Raw genomic sequence first — 18510 nt, 5'->3', positions numbered from 1 at the left:
TAGGGATTAATAAATTGCTGATTTTTTGTCAGGAGTTCCCCTTTTATGCCTTCCGGTCGTCTGCAACAACAATTTATCCGCCTCTGGCAGTGCTGCGAGGGGCAATCGCAGGAGACCACGCTGAACGAGCTGGCCGAGCTCCTCAACTGCTCCCGGCGTCATATGCGCACGCTCCTTAATACCATGCAGCAGCAGGGCTGGCTAAACTGGGAGGCCGAAGCCGGACGCGGCAAGCGTTCGCGCCTGACTTTCCTTTATACCGGCCTGGCGTTACAGCAACAGCGAGCGGAGGATCTGCTGGAGCAGGACCGCATCGATCAGCTGGTCCAGCTGGTGGGCGACAAAGCCGCCGTGCGCCAGATGCTGGTCTCGCATCTGGGACGCAGCTTTCGTCAGGGACGCCACATTCTGCGGGTACTTTACTACCGCCCAATGAAAAATCTGTTGCCCGGTACGGCGTTACGTCGCTCTGAAACCCACATGGCCCGGCAGATTTTCAGCGGCCTGACGCGGATAAATGAGGAAAACGGGGAACTGGAAGCGGATATTGCCCATCACTGGCAACAGGTGTCTCCGCTGCACTGGCGCTTCTTTCTACGCCCCGGCATTCATTTCCACCATGGACGCGAGCTGGAGATGCGCGACGTTATCGCCTCTTTAGAGCGCGCCCGCACGCTGCCGCTCTATTCGCATATCGCACGGATCCACTCTCCAACGGCCTGGACGCTGGATATTGAGCTTTCGCAGCCGGACAAATGGCTTCCGTGGCTTCTGGGCTACGTGCCATCAATGATCCTGCCTGCCGAGTGGCGCTCCCTGAACAATTTTTCCAGCCAGCCGATTGGTACGGGCCCCTACTCCGTTACACGAAATAACAGTAATCAGCTGAAGATCCGCGCCTTTGATGATTACTTTGGCTATAGGGCGTTGATCGACGAAGTGAACGTCTGGGTGTTACCGGATCTCAACGAAGAGCTGAGCGCAGGCCTGACCCTGGAAGGGCCAACAGCCGGTGAAAAGGCGTTCGAAAGCCGCCTGGAGGAGGGCTGCTACTACCTGCTCTTTGATAGCCGCAGCCATCGCGGGGCAAACCACGACGTCCGCAGGTGGATAAGCCATATTCTGGCGCCCGCTAACCTGATTTATCACGCAGAGGAGCAATACCAGACCTGGTGGTTCCCGGCCTATGGCCTGCTCCCACGCTGGCACCATGCGCAGCCCGTCCGCAGCGAAAAGCCTGCCGGACTGGAGACCATCACCCTCAGCTACTATCGCGATCACATTGAGCATCGTTTTCTGGCGAGGATCATGAGCACGCTGCTGGCAGCCGAAGGCGTGACGCTGGCGATACAGGAAGTCGATTATGATGAATGGCATCGCGGAGACGTCATCAGCGATATCTGGCTCAACAGCGCAAACTTTACGCTGCCGCTTGATTTCTCGCTCTTTTCTCACCTGTACGAGGTGCCCCTGATTCAGCACTGTATCAACCGGGACTGGCAGCAGGACGCCGCGCGGTGGCGGGCGGGAGAAATGGATCTGGCCGCCTGGTGTCAGGAATTACTGACCGGGCAGACGATCGTACCGCTGATTCACCACTGGCTGCTGATCCAGGGGCAGCGCAGCATGCGCGGCCTGCGGATGAATACCCTCGGCTGGTTTGATTTTAAATCCGCCTGGTTTGCGCCGCCGGAGCCATAACGCTTTCGTAATATTCACCAAATCATTACAATAGCGCCGTTCTCAACGGGGTGCTGCATCACTGATGTGCGCTGAGATAATACCCGTCGAACCTGATCCGGATAACGCCGGCGAAGGGATTTGAGGCTGTCTCTCAAAATCCTTTGCCACTCAACCCTGAGGTGCAAAGTGTTAAAAAACGTTCTTCCTCTGCTGGCGCTGTTTGCGCTGCCTGTTTTTGCTAAGCCCGTTCTGACGGTCTACACCTACGACTCCTTCTCCGCCGACTGGGGCCCCGGCCCGGTGGTTAAAAAAGCCTTTGAAGCCGACTGCAACTGCGAGCTGAAATTCGTGGCGCTGGAAGATGGCGTCTCGCTGCTCAACCGTCTGCGCATGGAAGGCAAAAACAGCAAAGCCGACGTGGTGCTCGGGCTGGATAACAACCTGCTGGAAGCCGCCACCCAAACCAGACTGTTCGCCAAAAGCGGTGTGGCGTCAGATGCCGTCAACGTACCGGGCGGCTGGAAAAGCGACACCTTCGTTCCCTTTGATTACGGCTACTTTGCGTTTGTCTACGATAAAAACAAGCTGAAGAATCCGCCCAAAAGCCTGAAAGAGCTGGTCGAAAGTGACCAGAAATGGCGCGTAATTTATGAAGATCCGCGTACCAGCACGCCGGGTCTGGGGCTGCTATTGTGGATGCAGAAAGTCTACGGGGATAAAACGCCGGAAGCGTGGCAGAAGCTGGCCGCGAAAACCGTTACCGTCACCAAAGGCTGGAGCGAAGCCTACGGCCTGTTCCTGAAAGGCGAAAGCGATCTGGTGCTGAGCTACACTACCTCTCCGGCCTACCACATTATCGCCGAGAAGAAGGATAACTACGCCGCCGCGAACTTTGCTGAAGGGCATTATTTGCAGGTGGAAGTAGCCGCCCGCACCGCCGCGAGCAAACAGCCGGAGCTTGCCGAAAAATTCCTGAAATTTATGGTCTCCCCGGCATTCCAGAATGCTATTCCGACAGGAAACTGGATGTACCCGGTCACTGACGTTGCGCTGCCGGCAGGCTTTGAGCAGCTAAACAAGCCGCAAACCTCACTGGAATTTACGCCGCAGCAGGTTGCCGCCCAGCGCGCCGCATGGATTAGTGAATGGCAACGCGCCGTCAGCCGCTGATCCCCGGCTGGTTAGTTCCCGGGCTGCTCGCCGCCATACTGATGGTGGTCGTCAGCCTGGGTGCATTCCTTGCGCTGTGGTTTAACGCGCCAGAGAGCGATCTGCTCGCCCTCTGGCACGACAGCTATCTCTGGCACGTCATCCGTTTCTCCTTCTGGCAGGCGTTTCTCTCCGCGCTGCTGTCGACGATCCCGGCCATTTTCCTTGCACGCGCCCTCTATCGCAGACGTTTCCCCGGCAGGCTTGCCCTGCTGCGGCTGTGCGCGATGACGCTGATCCTGCCCGTGCTGGTGGCGGTGTTCGGCATTCTGAGCGTCTACGGTCGACAGGGCTGGCTGGCATCCCTCTTCAACCTGCTTGGTCTGGAATGGACCTTCTCCCCTTACGGCCTGAAAGGCATTCTGCTGGCGCATATTTTTTTCAATATGCCGATGGCGACGCGCCTCTTTTTACAGGCGCTGGAAAACATTCCCGGTGAGCAGCGTCAGATTGCCGCCCAGCTTGGCATGCGCGGCTGGTCGTTCTTCCGCTTTGTCGAATGGCCGTGGCTGCGACGCCAGATTGCCCCGGTGGCCGCGCTAATCTTTATGCTCTGCTTCGCCAGCTTCGCGACCGTGCTTTCTCTCGGCGGCGGGCCGCAGGCCACCACCATTGAGCTGGCGATCTATCAGGCCTTAAGTTACGACTACGATCCGGGCCGCGCCGCGCTGCTGGCGATGGTGCAGATGGTCTGCTGCCTGGCGCTGGTGTTACTCAGCCAGCGGCTGAGTAAAGCGATCCCCACAGGCAGCAATCACTTGACAGGCTGGCGCGATCCGCAGGACAGCCTGCACAGCCGCGTCGCGGATTTTATGCTGATCGCGCTGGCCCTCCTGCTTCTGCTGCCCCCGCTGCTGGCCGTTATCGTTGATGGCCTGAATCGCAATGTGTTGTCGGTACTGCAACAGCCTGTCCTGTGGCAGGCGACGTGGACCTCATTGCGCATCGCGCTGGCAGCCGGGCTGCTGTGCGTGATCCTGACCATGATGCTGCTCTGGAGCAGCCGCGAGCTGTACGCGCGTCATGCCTGTAAAGCCGGACACGCGCTGGAACTGACGGGTATGCTGATCCTGGCGATGCCGGGTATTGTGCTGGCGACCGGATTCTTTTTACTGTTCAACAGCACCATCGGCCTGCCGGAAAGCGCCGACGGCATCGTCATTTTTACCAACGCGCTGATGGCTATCCCTTACGCGCTCAAGGTGCTGGAAAACCCGATGCGCGACGTCAACAGCCGCTACAGTTTGCTGTGTCAGTCGCTGGGCATGCAGGGCTGGAAGCGTCTGAAGGTGGTCGAACTGCGCGCGCTAAAGCGTCCGCTGGCTCAGGCGCTGGCGTTTGCCTGCGTGCTGTCGATTGGCGATTTTGGCGTTGTGGCCCTCTTTGGCAACGAGGATTTCCGCACGCTGCCGTTCTGGCTTTATCAGCAAATTGGCTCCTATCGTAGCCAGGACGGCGCCGTCACGGCACTTTTACTGCTGGTGCTGTGCTTTGCGTTATTTACCGTTATCGAAAAACTTCCGGGGCGTGATGTTAAAACTGACTGATGTAACCTGGCTTTATGAGCACCTGCCAATGCGTTTTACCCTCTCCGTTCGTCAGGGAGAGCGAATCGCAGTGCTTGGCCCCAGCGGGGCCGGAAAAAGTACCCTGCTCAATCTGATTGCCGGTTTTTTGCAGCCTGCCAGCGGGTCGATCGTCATTGATAATGGCGAATATACCTACGCTCCGCCGGCTAAGCGCCCGGTGTCGATGCTGTTTCAGGAAAACAATCTGTTCAATCATCTTACGGTGTGGCAGAACATCGCGCTGGGTATGGATCCGGGGTTAAAACTCAGTGTTGCGCAGCGTCAGACGCTGGAGGCGATCGCCGAACAAATGGGCCTGGCTGCGTTTATCAACAGACTACCGGGTGAGCTTTCCGGCGGCCAGCGCCAGCGCGTGGCGCTGGCACGCTGTCTGGTGCGCAAGCAGCCGCTGCTGCTGCTCGACGAACCCTTTTCGGCGCTCGACCCGGCCCTGCGTCAGGAGATGCTCTCGCTGGTTGAGGAGGTTTGCGAGCGCGAGCAACTGACGATGCTGATGGTTTCGCATAGCATCGAAGATGCCGCACGCATCGCGCCGCGATCGGTAGTGATCGCGGAGGGACGTATTTTGTGGGATGGAACAACCGACGCCTTAATGAGCGGGAAAGAAAGCGCGTCAGGATTACTGGGTATAAGACCGTAGGCCGGGCAAACGCAGTGCCGCCCGGCGTTTAACGGCTCACCACCTTCAACAGGATCTCACCGTACACCGGCATCAGCGGGTGGCGAATCAGCGCCACCAGCGCCACGACAGCCACTCCCAGCGTCAGCGGGGCCAGCCAGAGCAGGCGCGTGCGCGGAAGATAGCGCGTCAGGCGATCAACACTGGCTTTCGCGCTGCGCCACAGGCGCCAGCAGAGCCAGACCGCCAGCCACAGCAGGACCGCCGTTCCCAGCAGCAGCCACTTGAACTCGCCGCTTTGCATACCGTCAGGAATATCGATCGCCGCGCCCGCCAGGATCCCCGGCAGGAAGTAGAACGGCGGCCAGAAGACGCAGCCGATGATGTTCGGCACCACAAACTTCGCGACGGGCAGATCCAGCATCCCGGCCACCATCGGCACCAGCGGGCGCGTTGGGCCAACGAAGCGCCCCACAAGGATAGTGAACATGCTGTGCTGGTGCAGCGCGTGCTCGGTTTTATCCAGCAGCGCTTTGTTTTTTTTCATGAACGACCAGCGGTGCAGCGGCTTCTTAAAGCGCCAGCCCAGCCAGAAGGAGATCCAGTCCCCCAGCAAACAACCGATGATACCGGCCATCCACGCCTGCCAGAAATTGACCTCGCCGCTGCCGATAAGCGCCCCAAGCCCTGCCATCATCACGGTGCCGGGCAGGATCAGCCCGACCAGCGCCAGCGACTCCAGAAACGCCACCAGCGCCACGGCGATGAGCGAATACATAACGGACTGGGTAATAAAATGTTCCAGCAATGCCTGCATAACTATTCCGGTCAGAAAACGAATCAGCGATTCTGCTTAGCGCCCTGCACCGCGTCAAGGCATCAATTGTCTGAATAGTTTACAAGATGCGCCTGAAGTTCACCTGAATGTTTACCGATTATTCACATCCCGCGCGGAATTCGCTCGGGCTGGCACCGGTGCACTTCTTAAACACGCGAGAGAAATAGAGCTGATCTTCAAAGCCGACGTTACGCCCGACGGTGGCGATAGGCATTCGGGTGGTGCTGAGCAGCAGTTTCGCCTGGCTGATGCGCTGATCCTCACGCCAGCTGAGTACACTCACGCCAAGCTGCTGGCGGAACAGATGAGAGAGCCGTGACGGCGACAGACACACATGCTGGGCGACGCTGGCAATATCAAACTGGCTGTCGGCAAGGTGGTCGCTGATGTACTGGCAGGCGTCGCGGACGCGGTTGTCCAGCGGCGGATTAAGCGACTCGTTGATGGCCTCCATGCGGCGCAGCAGAACCTGTTCAAGCAGGTTGATGGCCAGCAGTTCGGCGTAGCGCCCGCCCGCCTGCCCTGCCTCAATAATCTGTGCGAACAGCTCACGGAACTGCGCCAGATGCGCCTCATCCGGGCGATATAAACCGGTATGGGCGAAAATGGCCGGCCACGAGAGCCACTCCTGCCAGTAGGCGCGCGGACGGAAATAGACCCACTGGTGATACCACTCTTTGGCATCCGGATGGCGCCCGTAGTGGTGGATCTCCCCCGGCGGGAACAGCAGCATATCACCGGGGCGGCAGATAAACTGCTGATCCCCGTTTTTGACGACCCCTTCTCCGCGTACGGTCAGGTTCAGGATATATCCCTTCATGCCAAGAGGGCGATCGACGTAAAAATCGAGATATCCCTCGGCCTCAATTGGCGTCAGCCCCGCCACCAGATGGGCGTTAAATGAGTAGCCCGGCAGTAAGGGATCGTTTTGCGGTTCGGCCATAGATTCAGTTCTCCCAAGGGTCCTGAAGGAAACCAATTGTCCATATCGATAAAAGCAGTATAAAAATGGCCCGCGAAAAGATCCAAAAAGCATCACGCCTCTTTTACGTCCGCCATGTTTCAGCCTTTCCCCCTGATTTGTCCGCCAGTACGGGCAGATAAGCAGTAACAAAAGTGTCTATAAGTGCGGCAGAAATGTCCACATAGAATATTTGCACGGCGTCACACTTTGCGTGGCTACAGCAATTTAGTCCATAAGATTAGCGGATCCTGCCTGACGATTTTTGTCCCCAGTCTCTAATGTTCTTCCATACCTGTTTTTTGGATGGAGCAACACCATGGCAATTGCAATTGGCCTCGATTTTGGCAGCGACTCAGTTCGCGCGCTGGCAGTGGACTGTACGACTGGCCTGGAGATAGCAACCAGCGTTGAGTGGTATCCGCGCTGGCAAGAGGGGCGCTACTGCGATGCGCCGAACAACCAGTTCCGCCACCACCCGCGTGATTACATTGAATCAATGGAAGCGGCGATCAAAACCGTGCTGGCAGAGTTGACGGACGCCCAGCGGGTCGATGTCGTGGGGATTGGCGTCGACAGCACCGGCTCAACGCCTGCCCCTGTCGATGCCGAAGGCCGCGTACTGGCGCTGCGACCGGAGTTTGCCGACAACCCGAACGCCATGTTTGTGCTGTGGAAAGACCATACCGCCGTGGAAGAGGCGGAAGCCATCACCCGCTTATGCCATCAGCCGGGCAAAACTGACTACTCCCGCTACATCGGCGGGATTTACTCCAGCGAGTGGTTCTGGGCCAAGATCCTGCACGTTACCCGCGCGGACGCGTCGGTCGCACAGGCAGCGGCATCATGGATTGAGCTATGCGACTGGGTTCCCGCCCTGCTCTCCGGCACCACTCGCCCGCAGGATATCCGCCGCGGCCGTTGCAGCGCCGGGCATAAATCGCTGTGGCATGAAAGCTGGGGGGGGCTGCCTCCGGCAACGTTCTTCGATGAACTCGATCCGATCATCAACAAAAACCTGACATACCCGCTGTTTACCGACACCTTCACCGCCGATATTCCGGTCGGCACGCTCTGCGAAGAGTGGGCGAAACGCCTCGGTCTGCCGCAAAACGTGACCATTTCCGGCGGCGCGTTCGACTGCCATATGGGTGCCGTGGGCGCGGGTGCGCAGCCCAACACGCTGGTGAAAGTTATCGGCACCTCCACCTGTGACATTCTGACGGCAGATAAAGCCAGCGTCGGCGACCGCGCGGTGAAAGGCATCTGCGGTCAGGTTGACGGCAGCGTGGTACCCGATTTTATCGGCCTCGAAGCGGGTCAGTCCGCCTTCGGCGATATCTACGCCTGGTTTGGCCGTGTGCTCGGCTGGCCGCTGGATCAGCTGGCAGCCGCGCATCCTGAACTGAAAACACAGATTACCGCGAGCAAAAAACAGCTCCTGCCGCAGCTCACCGAAGCCTGGGCAAAAAATCCGTCTCTCGACCACCTGCCGGTGGTGCTGGACTGGTTCAACGGGCGTCGTACGCCGTTTGCCAACCAGCGTCTGAAAGGGGTGATTACCGATCTCAACCTCGCGACCGACGCGCCCGCGCTGTTTGGCGGCCTGATCGCCGCCACCGCATTCGGCGCGCGCGCCATTATGGAGTGCTTCACCGGGCAGGGCATTGACGTGAACAACGTGATGGCGCTGGGCGGCATCGCCCGTAAAAACCCGGTGATTATGCAGGCCTGCTGCGACGTGCTGAACCGGCCGCTGCAAATTGTGGCCTCCGATCAGTGCTGTGCGCTGGGCACGGCGATTTTCGCTGCCGTGGCCGCAGGCGTACATGCGGATATCCCGACCGCGCAACAGCATATGGCGAGCGCCGTCGAAAGTACGCTCCAGCCGCAGACTCAGCAGGCACAACGCTTTGAACAGCTTTATCAGCGCTACCAGCAATGGGCAAAAAGCGCCGAACTTCACTATCTCCCTGTCGCCGCCCCGGCCAAAAGCACCGCGGATACTACGGCAACCCTGACACATTAAGGACACGATAATGACCATTTTTAATAATTATGAAGTGTGGTTTGTGATTGGCAGTCAGCATTTGTACGGACCGGAAGCGTTGCAGCAGGTGACGAAACACGCGGAGCACGTTGTGAATGCGCTGAACGCGGAAGCCAAACTGCCGTGCAAACTGGTGCTGAAGCCGCTGGGTACCACCCCGGACGAAATCACCAACATTTGCCGCGATGCCAATTACGATGACAAATGCGCTGGCCTGGTGGTGTGGCTGCACACCTTTTCGCCAGCCAAAATGTGGATCAACGGCCTGGCTATCCTCAACAAACCGCTGCTGCAATTCCACACGCAGTTCAACGCCTCCCTGCCGTGGGACAGCATCGACATGGACTTCATGAACCTGAACCAGACCGCGCACGGCGGCCGCGAGTTCGGCTTCATCGGCGCGCGCATGCGTCAACAGCATGCCGTGGTGACCGGGCACTGGCAGGACGGTCAGGCACAAAAACGCATTGGCTCCTGGATGCGTCAGGCGGTATCTAAGCAGGATACCCGCCACCTGAAAGTGGTGCGTTTCGGCGACAACATGCGCGAAGTGGCGGTCACCGACGGTGATAAAGTGGCCGCGCAGATTAAATTTGGCTTCTCCGTCAACACCTGGGCGGTGGGCGACCTGGTGCAGGTGGTGAATGACATCAGCGATGGCGACGTTAACGCGCTGGTGGACGAGTACGAAAGCAGCTATCGCCTGACGCCTGCGGCACAGGTCAACGGTGACAAGCGCCAGAACGTGCTGGATGCCGCACGTATTGAGCTGGGCATGAAGCGTTTTCTGGAACAGGGCGGCTTCCATGCCTTCACCACCACCTTTGAAGATCTCCACGGCCTGAAACAGCTCCCGGGTCTGGCGGTACAACGTCTGATGCAGCAGGGCTACGGCTTTGCGGGCGAAGGCGACTGGAAAACTGCCGCTCTGCTTCGCATCATGAAGGTGATGTCGACCGGTCTACAGGGCGGCACCTCTTTTATGGAGGACTACACCTACCACTTCGAGAACGGCAACGATCTGGTGCTCGGCTCGCACATGCTGGAAGTGTGTCCATCCATCGCGGTTGAAGAGAAACCGATCCTCGACGTGCAGTACCTCGGCATTGGCGGCAAAGCGGATCCGGCCCGTCTGATCTTCAACACCCGTACCGGCCCGGCCATTAACGCCAGCCTGATTGACCTCGGCGATCGTTTCCGCCTGCTGGTGAACTGCGTCGATGCGGTTGAAACCCCGCATTCTCTGCCGAAGCTGCCGGTCGCCAACGCTTTGTGGAAAGCGCAGCCTGACCTGCCAACCGCCTCGGAAGCCTGGATCCTGGCCGGCGGCGCGCACCACACCGTATTCAGCCACGCGCTTGACCTGAACGATATGCGTCAGTTTGCCGAGCTGCACGACATCGAACTGACCGTGATTGATAACGACACCCGTCTGCCAGCCTTTAAAGACGCGCTGCGCTGGAACGAAGTCTATTACGGTTCAAAACGCTAAGTATGGAGTGCCCGGTGGAACTTCGTTTACCGGGCCTACGGTTCTGTAGGCCGGATAAGCGCAGCGCCATCCGGCAGGAGACGACAATGTTAGAAGATCTCAAACGTCAGGTACTCGAAGCCAACCTGGCGCTGCCAAAACATAACCTCGTAACCCTGACATGGGGCAACGTCAGCGCCGTTGACCGGGAAAAAGGGGTGTTCGTGATCAAGCCTTCCGGCGTGGATTACACGGTAATGACCGCAGAAGACATGGTGGTGGTCAGCATCGAAACGGGTGAAGTGGTTGAAGGCAATAAAAAGCCCTCCTCCGATACGCCCACTCATCGCCTGATGTATCAGGCCTTCCCGACCATCGGCGGGATTGTGCATACCCATTCGCGTCACGCGACCATCTGGGCGCAGGCGGGCCAGCCTATTCCGGCCACCGGCACCACCCACGCGGACTACTTTTACGGCACCATTCCCTGCACGCGTCTGATGACCGATGCGGAGATCGGCGGTGAGTACGAATGGGAAACGGGGAACGTGATTGTCGAAACCTTCGAAAAACAGGGAATCGACGCGGCGCAAATGCCCGGCGTGCTGGTGCACTCCCACGGCCCGTTTGCCTGGGGTAAAAACGCGGAGGACGCGGTGCACAACGCGATCGTGCTGGAGGAAGTCGCCTATATGGGGATCTTCTGCCGCCAGCTGGCACCGCAGCTGCCGGATATGCAGCAAACCCTGCTGGATAAGCATTACCTGCGTAAGCACGGTGCGAAAGCCTACTACGGGCAGTAAACCCTTGCCCGGTGACGCTGCGCTTACCGGGCCTGCGGAACCTGTAGGCCGGATAAGCGGAGCGCCATCCGGCGGAACAGACACTGTATAAAACCCCAGCAAACACCCCTCAACCAGGCTATAATCAGGCCTGGTTTGTTTTATGGGATAACGCCGTGACGCAGGCGCAAGAAGGCTTTTTACTGACCAGACACTGGCGGGATACCCCTCAGGGTACTGAGGTTGAATTCTGGCTGGCAACGGACAACGGCCCACTAAACGTTACGCTCCCGCCGCAGGAGTCCGTGGCCTTTATTCCTGAAGCTCACGTCGAGAAAGTGAAACAACTGCTACGCGGCGAAAACAACTGGCGCCTTACGCCGCTCCAACTGAAAGATTTCCACCGCCAGCCAGTTTACGGCCTCTACTGCCGCGCCCATCGCCAGTTAATGCGCTATGAAAAGCTGCTTCGTGAAGCAGGCGTGACGCTTTACGAGGCCGACATTCGCCCGCCTGAACGCTTTCTGATGGAGCGGTTTATCACCGCCCCCGTCTGGGTAGATGGCACCGCGCAAAACGGCAGGATCGTTAACGCGCGCCTGAAGCCTAATCCGCACTATCGCCCGCCGCTAAAGTGGGTGTCGCTGGATATTGAAACCACCCGCCATGGCGAACTGTACTGCATTGGCCTGGAAGGCTGTGGGCAGCGGGTTGTCTATATGCTCGGGCCGCCGAACGGCGATGCGTCCGCGCTGGATTTTAATCTGGAGTACGTCAACAGCCGCCCGCAACTGCTGGAGAAGCTTAACCAGTGGTTTGCCGAGCACGATCCGGATGTTCTGATCGGCTGGAACGTAGTGCAGTTTGACCTACGCGTGCTGCAAAAACATGCCGAGCGTTACCGTATCCCGCTGATTCTGGGGCGCGGCAACAGCGAGCTGGAGTGGCGTGAGCACGGTTTTAAGAACGGTGTTTTCTTCGCGCAGGCTAACGGTCGCCTGATTATCGACGGTATCGAGGCGCTGAAATCCGCCTTCTGGAACTTCTCTTCCTTCTCGCTGGAAGCGGTCGCCCAGGCGCTGCTCGGCGAAGGTAAATCCATCGACAATCCCTGGGACCGAATGGACGAGATCGACCGGCGCTTTAATGAAGATAAGCCGGCGCTCGCTACCTATAACCTGAAAGATTGCGAGCTGGTGACGCAGATCTTCCACAAAACCGAGATCATGCCGTTCCTGCTGGAGCGGGCGACGGTGAACGGTCTCGCGGTCGACAGGCACGGCGGCTCGGTAGCGGCCTTCAGCCACCTCTATTTCCCGCGGATGCACCGGGCAGGCTATGTCGCCCCTAACCTCGGCGACGTGCCGCCGCAGGCCAGCCCCGGCGGTTACGTGATGGATTCACGGCCCGGACTGTATGACTCGGTGCTGGTGCTGGATTATAAAAGCCTGTACCCGTCAATTATCCGCACGTTTCTGATTGATCCGGTGGGGCTGGTGGAGGGGATGGCCCAGCCAGACGATGCGCACAGCACCGAAGGGTTTCTTGGAGCTCGCTTCTCGCGGAAAAAACACTGCCTGCCCGAAATTGTGGGAAACATCTGGCACGGCCGCGACGAGGCGAAACGCCACGGCAACAAGCCGCTCTCACAGGCGCTGAAAATCATTATGAACGCCTTTTACGGCGTGCTGGGTACCAGCGCCTGCCGCTTCTTTGATCCCCGGCTGGCGTCTTCCATCACCATGCGCGGGCACGACATTATGCGCCAGACCAAAGCGCTGATTGAATCCCGGGGCTATGACGTTATTTATGGCGATACCGACTCCACCTTTGTCTGGCTGAAAGCGGCCCATTCAGAAGACGACGCCACGCGAATCGGCAAAGAACTGGTCGCCTACGTGAACGACTGGTGGCGCGAAAATTTGCAAAAAGAGCGGTTAACCAGCGCGTTAGAGCTGGAGTTTGAAACCCATTTTGCCCGCTTTTTAATGCCGACCATTCGCGGAACCGACCAGGGCAGCAAGAAACGCTACGCCGGGCTGATTCAGGAAGGTGACACGCAGCGGATGGTCTTTAAAGGGCTGGAGACGGTGCGCACCGACTGGACGCCACTGGCGCAGCAGTTCCAGCAGACGCTCTACCTGCGGGTGTTTCGCAACGAGCCCTATCAGGACTACGTGCGCGAAACCATTGCCAGCCTGATGGCCGGTGAGCTGGATGACCAGCTGGTGTATCGCAAGCGCCTGCGCCGCCCGCTGGCCGAATATCAACGTAACGTTCCTCCCCACGTACGCGCCGCGCGGCTGGCGGATGAAGAGAATGTTCGCCGGGGCCGTGCGCCGCAGTATCAGAACCGGGGTACGATCAAATACGTCTGGACAACTAACGGCCCGGAACCCGTTGATTACCAGCAGTCTCCGCTCGATTACGATCACTACCTGACCCGCCAGCTTCAGCCGGTTGCGGAGGGAATTTTACCGTTCATCAATGACGACTTTGCTACACTAGTGACAGGACAACTTGGGCTATTTTGACGCGTGACGAAACCGTTGCCATCCAGTACCATAGCGCCCTTTCCATTCCCGGACCCATTTTTCGATGACCGTCTTTTTTGACGGGGTCGAACTATTGCCTGCAATTAAAGATTAGAGCCGAACAACTATGCCTTTTACACTTGGTCAACGCTGGATCAGCGATACAGAAAGCGAACTTGGATTAGGAACCGTCGTTGCCGTCGATGCGCGCATGGTTACCCTCCTTTTCCCTGCTACCGGTGAAAACCGCCTGTACGCTCGCAATGACTCCCCTGTTACCCGCGTAATGTTCAATCCGGGCGACACCGTGACCAGCCACGAAGGCTGGCAGCTGAAGGTTGAAGACGTAAAAGAAGAGAATGGACTGCTCGCCTACATTGGAACGCGTCTTGATACCGACGAGACGAATGTTATCCTGCGTGAAGTGCTGCTCGACAGCAAACTGGTTTTCAGCAAGCCGCAGGACCGTCTGTTTGCCGGGCAAATCGACCGAATGGATCGCTTCTCCCTGCGCTACCGCGCGCGTAAGTTCCAGAGTGAACAGTACCGCATGCCGTGGAGCGGCCTGCGCGGCCAGCGTACCAGCCTTATTCCCCATCAGCTGAATATCGCCCATGACGTGGGCCGTCGCCATGCGCCTCGCGTGCTGCTGGCTGACGAAGTGGGCCTGGGTAAAACCATCGAAGCAGGCATGATCCTGCACCAGCAGCTGCTCTCTGGCGCTGCCGAGCGCGTGCTGATTGTGGTGCCGGAAACGCTGCAACACCAGTGGCTGGTCGAGATGCTGCGCCGCTTTAACCTGCGCTTCTCCCTGTTCGACGACGAGCGCTATGCCGAAGCCCAGCACGACGCGGACAACCCGTTTGAAACCGAACAGCTGGTGATCTGCTCCCTGGACTTCGTACGCCGCAGCAAGCAGCGCCTGGAGCACCTGTGCGACGCAGAATGGGATCTGATGGTCGTCGACGAAGCGCACCACCTCGTCTGGAGCGAAGATGCGCCAAGCCGTGAATACATGGCGATTGAGCAGCTTGCCGAGCGCGTACCGGGCGTTCTGCTTCTGACCGCCACCCCGGAGCAGCTGGGTCTTGAGAGCCACTTCGCCCGTCTGCGCCTGCTCGATCCGAACCGATTCCACGATTTTGAGCAGTTTGTTGAAGAGCAGAAAAACTACCGTCCGGTGGCGGACGCCGTTGCGCTGCTGCTGGCCGGTAATCGTCTCTCTAATGATGAACTTAACACCCTCAGCGATCTGATCGGCGAGCAGGATATTGAGCCGCTGCTTCAGGCCGCGAACAGCGACAGCGATAATGCGGGATCTGCGCGTAAAGAGCTGATCGACATGCTGATGGACCGTCACGGCACCAGCCGCGTGCTGTTCCGCAACACCCGTAACGGCGTGAAAGGCTTCCCGAAACGCGAGCTGCACACCATCAAACTGCCGCTGCCGACCCAGTACCAGACGGCGATTAAAGTCTCCGGCATTATGGGCACCCGTAAATCAGCGGAAGATCGCGCGCGCGATATGCTCTACCCGGAGCAAATTTATCAGGAATTTGAAGGCGACACTGGCACCTGGTGGAACTTCGATCCGCGCGTGGAGTGGTTAATGGGTTATCTGACCGCGCACCGTTCCCGGAAGGTGCTGGTGATCTGCGCCAAGGCAGCCACCGCCCTGCAACTTGAACAAGTGCTGCGCGAGCGCGAAGGTATTCGCGCCGCCGTGTTCCATGAAGGCATGTCTATTATCGAGCGCGACCGCGCTGCGGCGTGGTTTAGTGAAGAGGACAGCGGCGCGCAGGTTCTGCTGTGCTCCGAAATCGGTTCTGAAGGCCGTAACTTCCAGTTCGCCAGCAATCTTGTGATGTTCGATCTGCCGTTTAACCCGGATCTGCTGGAGCAGCGTATCGGCCGTCTGGATCGTATCGGTCAGGCGCACGATATTCAGATCCACGTTCCGTATCTGGAGAAAACCGCCCAGTCCGTTCTGGTTCGCTGGTACCACGAAGGCCTGGATGCGTTTGAACATACCTGCCCGACGGGCCGCACCATTTATGACCAGGTGCATAGCGATCTGATCGGTTACCTTGCGGCGCCGGAAAACACCGAGGGCTTTGATGAGCTGATCAAATCCTGTCGAGAGAAGCACGACGCGCTGAAAGCTCAGCTGGAGCAGGGTCGCGATCGCCTGCTGGAGATCCACTCCAACGGCGGTGAAAAAGCGCAGCAGCTGGCCGAAAGTATCGAAGAACAGGACGATGACACCAGCCTGATCAGCTTCTCCATGAACCTGTTCGACATCGTCGGCATTAATCAGGACGATCGCGGCGAGAACATGATCGTGCTGACCCCGTCCGATCATATGCTGGTGCCGGTTTTCCCGGGCCTGCCGGAAGACGGCTGCACCATCACCTTTGAGCGTGATGTGGCGCTTTCCCGCGAAGATGCACAGTTCATCACCTGGGAGCACCCGCTGATCCGCAACGGTCTGGATCTGATCCTCTCCGGCGATACCGGCAGCAGCACCATCTCCCTGTTGAAGAACAAAGCCTTGCCTGTGGGCACGCTGCTGGTGGAGCTGATCTACGTTGTGGAAGCGCAGGCGCCGAAACAGCTTCAGCTTAACCGCTTCCTGCCGCCAACTCCGGTGCGTCTGCTGCTGGATAAAAACGGTACGAACCTGGCCGGCCAGGTGGAGTTTGAAAGCTTCAACCGTCAGCTGAGCGCGGTGAACCGCCATACCGGCAGTAAGCTGGTGAATGCGGTGCAGCAGGACGTGCATGCCATTCTGCAACTGGGTGAAGCCCAGGCCGAAAAAGCGGCCAGAGTGCTGATCGATGCGGCGCGTAGCGAAGCCGATGAGAAGCTTTCTGCCGAGCTGTCGCGTCTGGAAGCGTTGAAAGCAGTGAACCCTAACATTCGTGACGATGAGCTGGCCGCCATTGAGAGCAACCGCCAGCAGGTGCTGGAAAGCCTGAATCAGGCGGGATGGCGTCTCGACGCCCTGCGTCTTATCGTTGTGACGCATCAGTAAGCGGAGCGCAAGATGGTAATGGAGCCCTACAATCCCCCGATGGATCCGTGGCTGGTCATTCTGTATCAGGACGAGCACATTATGGTGGTTAACAAGCCGAGCGGCTTGTTATCCGTGCCGGGGCGTCTGGAAGAGCATAAAGACAGCGTGATGACGCGTATCCAGCGTGATTATCCCCAGGCCGAGTCTGTCCATCGTCTGGATATGGCGACCAGCGGCGTGATTGTGGTGGCTCTGAATAAAGCGGCAGAACGCGAGCTGAAGCGTCAGTTCCGCGAGCGCGAGCCGAAGAAACAGTATGTCGCGCGCGTCTGGGGCCATCCGGCGCAGGCGGAAGGGCTGGTGGATTTACCGCTGATTTGCGACTGGCCGAACCGGCCAAAGCAGAAGGTGTGTTACGAAACCGGCAAGGCCGCGCAAACCGAGTATGAAGTGCTGGAGAACGCGCCGGATAACACCGCGCGCGTCCTGCTGAAGCCGATTACCGGGCGCTCCCACCAGCTGCGTGTGCATATGCTTGCGATGGGTCACCCCATTCTGGGGGACAGATTCTATGCGCCGCCGGAAGCGCTGGCGTTAGCGCCGCGCCTGCAACTGCATGCGCAGACGCTCACCATCACCCACCCTGCTTTCGGCAACGCCATGACGTTCAAAGCCCCGGTGGACTTCTGAAAAAATGGCCCGACACTGTCGGGCCATTTTTTTATTTAAAACCTTTCTGCTCTTTAATTAGCTCGTAGGCTTTCTGGATTTCCTGCGCTTTCTGTTTCGCCATCTCCATCATCTCTGGCGGCAGGCCTTTCGCCACCAGCTTATCCGGATGGTGCTCGCTCATCAGCTTACGATAGGCGCGTTTGATGGTCGTAACATCGTCAGACGGCTTCACGCCGAGGACGTTACAGGCATCTTCAAGCGTAGGGCCACGCTGCGCCTGCTGCCAGCCGCCGCCGGACGATTGCTGCTGATAACCGCCGCCAAAGTGCGCGCCGCCCTGCATCATGCGCAGGAACTGATCGAACTGCATGCGGGAAATGCCCAACTCTTCAGCAATCACATACAGGACGTCCCGTTCATTCGGATGCAGAGAGCCATCCGCGAAGGCGGCCTGGATTTGAATTTCCAGAAACATCCGAATTAAATCAAAACGCCCGAAACAGATGCTACGGAACTGCCGCATTTTTTCACGCAGCGGGTAGTGATCTGATTTACCAATCCGGAACGCATTCTGCGCCGCGATGCGGGATTCGCCGTGCAGATTCATGCGATCCATAAAGACGCTGGCCACCTGAATATCGGCTTCCGTTACGCGTCCTTTTGATTTGGTTAAGTGCCCCATCACCTCGAAGGTGGTGGAGAAAAAGAGTGACTGGCGCTCGCGCTGGTTGGCAAACCAGGCCATTTTGCGGCTGCGTGCTTTATCAAACATATGGCCGATAATGAGGCCAAGAACGACACCCCAGAATCCGGCACCCATAATAATTGCGAACGCAACGCCGATTATTTTACCCCAATACTGCATATACTCCCCGAATGGTCATGTTCCTGGCCGACGCAACGCCATCATTACAGTGGTCGCGCCACGGTCAATTGAGGGACATCGCCTATAATTTGCATTATCATACTCGTCATTCGATAGCGAGCCTAACACTCTGGCGCGCAAACGGGCAGGATTAACGCTGGTACTGCGCTGATGAGTAAGATAGTCTCTGAGCGTTTGTAAGCCGTAGCCACTGATGACGG

General features: G+C 58.3%; 13 protein-coding genes and 1 riboswitch. Of the genes, 10 read left to right on the top strand and 3 right to left on the bottom strand.

Annotated elements, in window-relative coordinates:
- The first annotated feature begins 45 nt into the window (after positions 1 to 45).
- From sgrR to thiQ, 4 genes are all read left to right on the top strand, one after another.
- Positions 46 to 1701 (top strand): HTH-type transcriptional regulator SgrR, encoded by a 1656-nt coding sequence (gene sgrR / locus SK50_RS05995; RefSeq protein WP_017694522.1) that lies wholly within the window; start codon positions 46 to 48, stop codon positions 1699 to 1701.
- Positions 1702 to 1737: 36 nt separating this feature from the next.
- Positions 1738 to 1838: riboswitch (TPP riboswitch) on the top strand.
- A 31-nt stretch (positions 1839 to 1869) separates the two neighbouring features.
- Complete coding sequence (thiB, locus tag SK50_RS05990) at positions 1870 to 2853, top strand: thiamine ABC transporter substrate binding subunit (protein ID WP_048229193.1); 984 nt, start codon at positions 1870 to 1872, stop codon at positions 2851 to 2853.
- A complete protein-coding gene (gene thiP / locus SK50_RS05985; RefSeq protein WP_023303073.1) occupies positions 2829 to 4439 on the top strand; it encodes a thiamine/thiamine pyrophosphate ABC transporter permease ThiP in 1611 nt (536 codons plus the stop codon). The genes thiB and thiP overlap by 25 nt, the downstream gene beginning before the upstream one ends.
- Positions 4423 to 5121 (top strand): thiamine ABC transporter ATP-binding protein ThiQ, encoded by a 699-nt coding sequence (gene thiQ / locus SK50_RS05980; protein WP_017694525.1) that lies wholly within the window; start codon positions 4423 to 4425, stop codon positions 5119 to 5121. Before thiP ends, thiQ begins: the two co-directional genes overlap by 17 nt.
- Positions 5122 to 5149: 28 nt before the next feature.
- Here thiQ and SK50_RS05975 read toward each other — a convergent pair whose 3' ends face one another.
- Entirely contained in the window at positions 5150 to 5917 is a 768-nt protein-coding gene (locus tag SK50_RS05975; protein WP_017383796.1) for a DedA family protein, read from the bottom strand.
- A gap of 118 nt (positions 5918 to 6035) precedes the next feature.
- Positions 6036 to 6881, bottom strand: coding sequence for an arabinose operon transcriptional regulator AraC (gene araC, locus SK50_RS05970; RefSeq protein WP_003856402.1), 846 nt, complete (start codon positions 6879 to 6881; stop codon positions 6036 to 6038).
- Positions 6882 to 7218: 337 nt separating this feature from the next.
- Here araC and araB point away from each other — a divergent pair, with 337 nt between their 5' ends.
- The 6 genes from araB (at position 7219) to rluA (ending at position 17442) form a co-directional block, all read left to right on the top strand.
- Positions 7219 to 8928 (top strand): ribulokinase, encoded by a 1710-nt coding sequence (araB, locus tag SK50_RS05965; protein WP_048229192.1) that lies wholly within the window; start codon positions 7219 to 7221, stop codon positions 8926 to 8928.
- A gap of 10 nt (positions 8929 to 8938) precedes the next feature.
- Complete coding sequence (gene araA, locus SK50_RS05960; protein WP_015572656.1) at positions 8939 to 10441, top strand: L-arabinose isomerase; 1503 nt, start codon at positions 8939 to 8941, stop codon at positions 10439 to 10441.
- 86 nt (positions 10442 to 10527) lie between these two features.
- Positions 10528 to 11223: an L-ribulose-5-phosphate 4-epimerase gene (gene araD, locus SK50_RS05955; RefSeq protein WP_048229191.1), complete on the top strand. Its 696-nt coding sequence runs from the start codon at positions 10528 to 10530 to the stop codon at positions 11221 to 11223.
- A gap of 155 nt (positions 11224 to 11378) precedes the next feature.
- A complete protein-coding gene (polB, locus tag SK50_RS05950) occupies positions 11379 to 13736 on the top strand; it encodes a DNA polymerase II (RefSeq protein ID WP_017694528.1) in 2358 nt (785 codons plus the stop codon).
- A 127-nt stretch (positions 13737 to 13863) separates the two neighbouring features.
- Complete coding sequence (gene rapA / locus SK50_RS05945; RefSeq protein WP_048229187.1) at positions 13864 to 16770, top strand: RNA polymerase-associated protein RapA; 2907 nt, start codon at positions 13864 to 13866, stop codon at positions 16768 to 16770.
- A gap of 12 nt (positions 16771 to 16782) precedes the next feature.
- Positions 16783 to 17442, top strand: a complete 660-nt coding sequence (gene rluA, locus SK50_RS05940) for a bifunctional tRNA pseudouridine(32) synthase/23S rRNA pseudouridine(746) synthase RluA (protein ID WP_023303068.1) — start codon at positions 16783 to 16785, stop codon at positions 17440 to 17442.
- A gap of 31 nt (positions 17443 to 17473) precedes the next feature.
- Here rluA and djlA read toward each other — a convergent pair whose 3' ends face one another.
- Positions 17474 to 18289: a co-chaperone DjlA gene (gene djlA, locus SK50_RS05935; RefSeq protein WP_015572652.1), complete on the bottom strand. Its 816-nt coding sequence runs from the start codon at positions 18287 to 18289 to the stop codon at positions 17474 to 17476.
- Positions 18290 to 18510: the final 221 nt, after the last annotated feature.

Source organism: Enterobacter sp. BWH64, assembly GCF_001037645.1.
Classification (GTDB): Bacteria; Pseudomonadota; Gammaproteobacteria; order Enterobacterales; family Enterobacteriaceae; genus Enterobacter; species Enterobacter hormaechei_C.
The sequence above is the reverse complement of the archived record's forward strand: the minus strand, read 5'-3'. Positions and strand labels throughout refer to the sequence as shown.

Bases quoted from the DNA above. Each gene is read 5' to 3' on its own strand.
- araA (WP_015572656.1), top strand. From the start codon at position 8,939: ATGACCATTTTTAATAATTATGAAGTGTGGTTTGTGATTGGCAGTCAG.
- araD (WP_048229191.1), top strand. From the start codon at position 10,528: ATGTTAGAAGATCTCAAACGTCAGGTACTCGAAGCCAACCTGGCGCTG.
- araB (WP_048229192.1), top strand. From the start codon at position 7,219: ATGGCAATTGCAATTGGCCTCGATTTTGGCAGCGACTCAGTTCGCGCG.
- SK50_RS05975 (WP_017383796.1), bottom strand. From the start codon at position 5,917: ATGCAGGCATTGCTGGAACATTTTATTACCCAGTCCGTTATGTATTCG.
- thiP (WP_023303073.1), top strand. From the start codon at position 2,829: ATGGCAACGCGCCGTCAGCCGCTGATCCCCGGCTGGTTAGTTCCCGGG.
- djlA (WP_015572652.1), bottom strand. From the start codon at position 18,289: ATGCAGTATTGGGGTAAAATAATCGGCGTTGCGTTCGCAATTATTATG.
- rapA (WP_048229187.1), top strand. From the start codon at position 13,864: ATGCCTTTTACACTTGGTCAACGCTGGATCAGCGATACAGAAAGCGAA.
- rluA (WP_023303068.1), top strand. From the start codon at position 16,783: ATGGTAATGGAGCCCTACAATCCCCCGATGGATCCGTGGCTGGTCATT.
- thiQ (WP_017694525.1), top strand. From the start codon at position 4,423: ATGTTAAAACTGACTGATGTAACCTGGCTTTATGAGCACCTGCCAATG.
- sgrR (WP_017694522.1), top strand. From the start codon at position 46: ATGCCTTCCGGTCGTCTGCAACAACAATTTATCCGCCTCTGGCAGTGC.
- araC (WP_003856402.1), bottom strand. From the start codon at position 6,881: ATGGCCGAACCGCAAAACGATCCCTTACTGCCGGGCTACTCATTTAAC.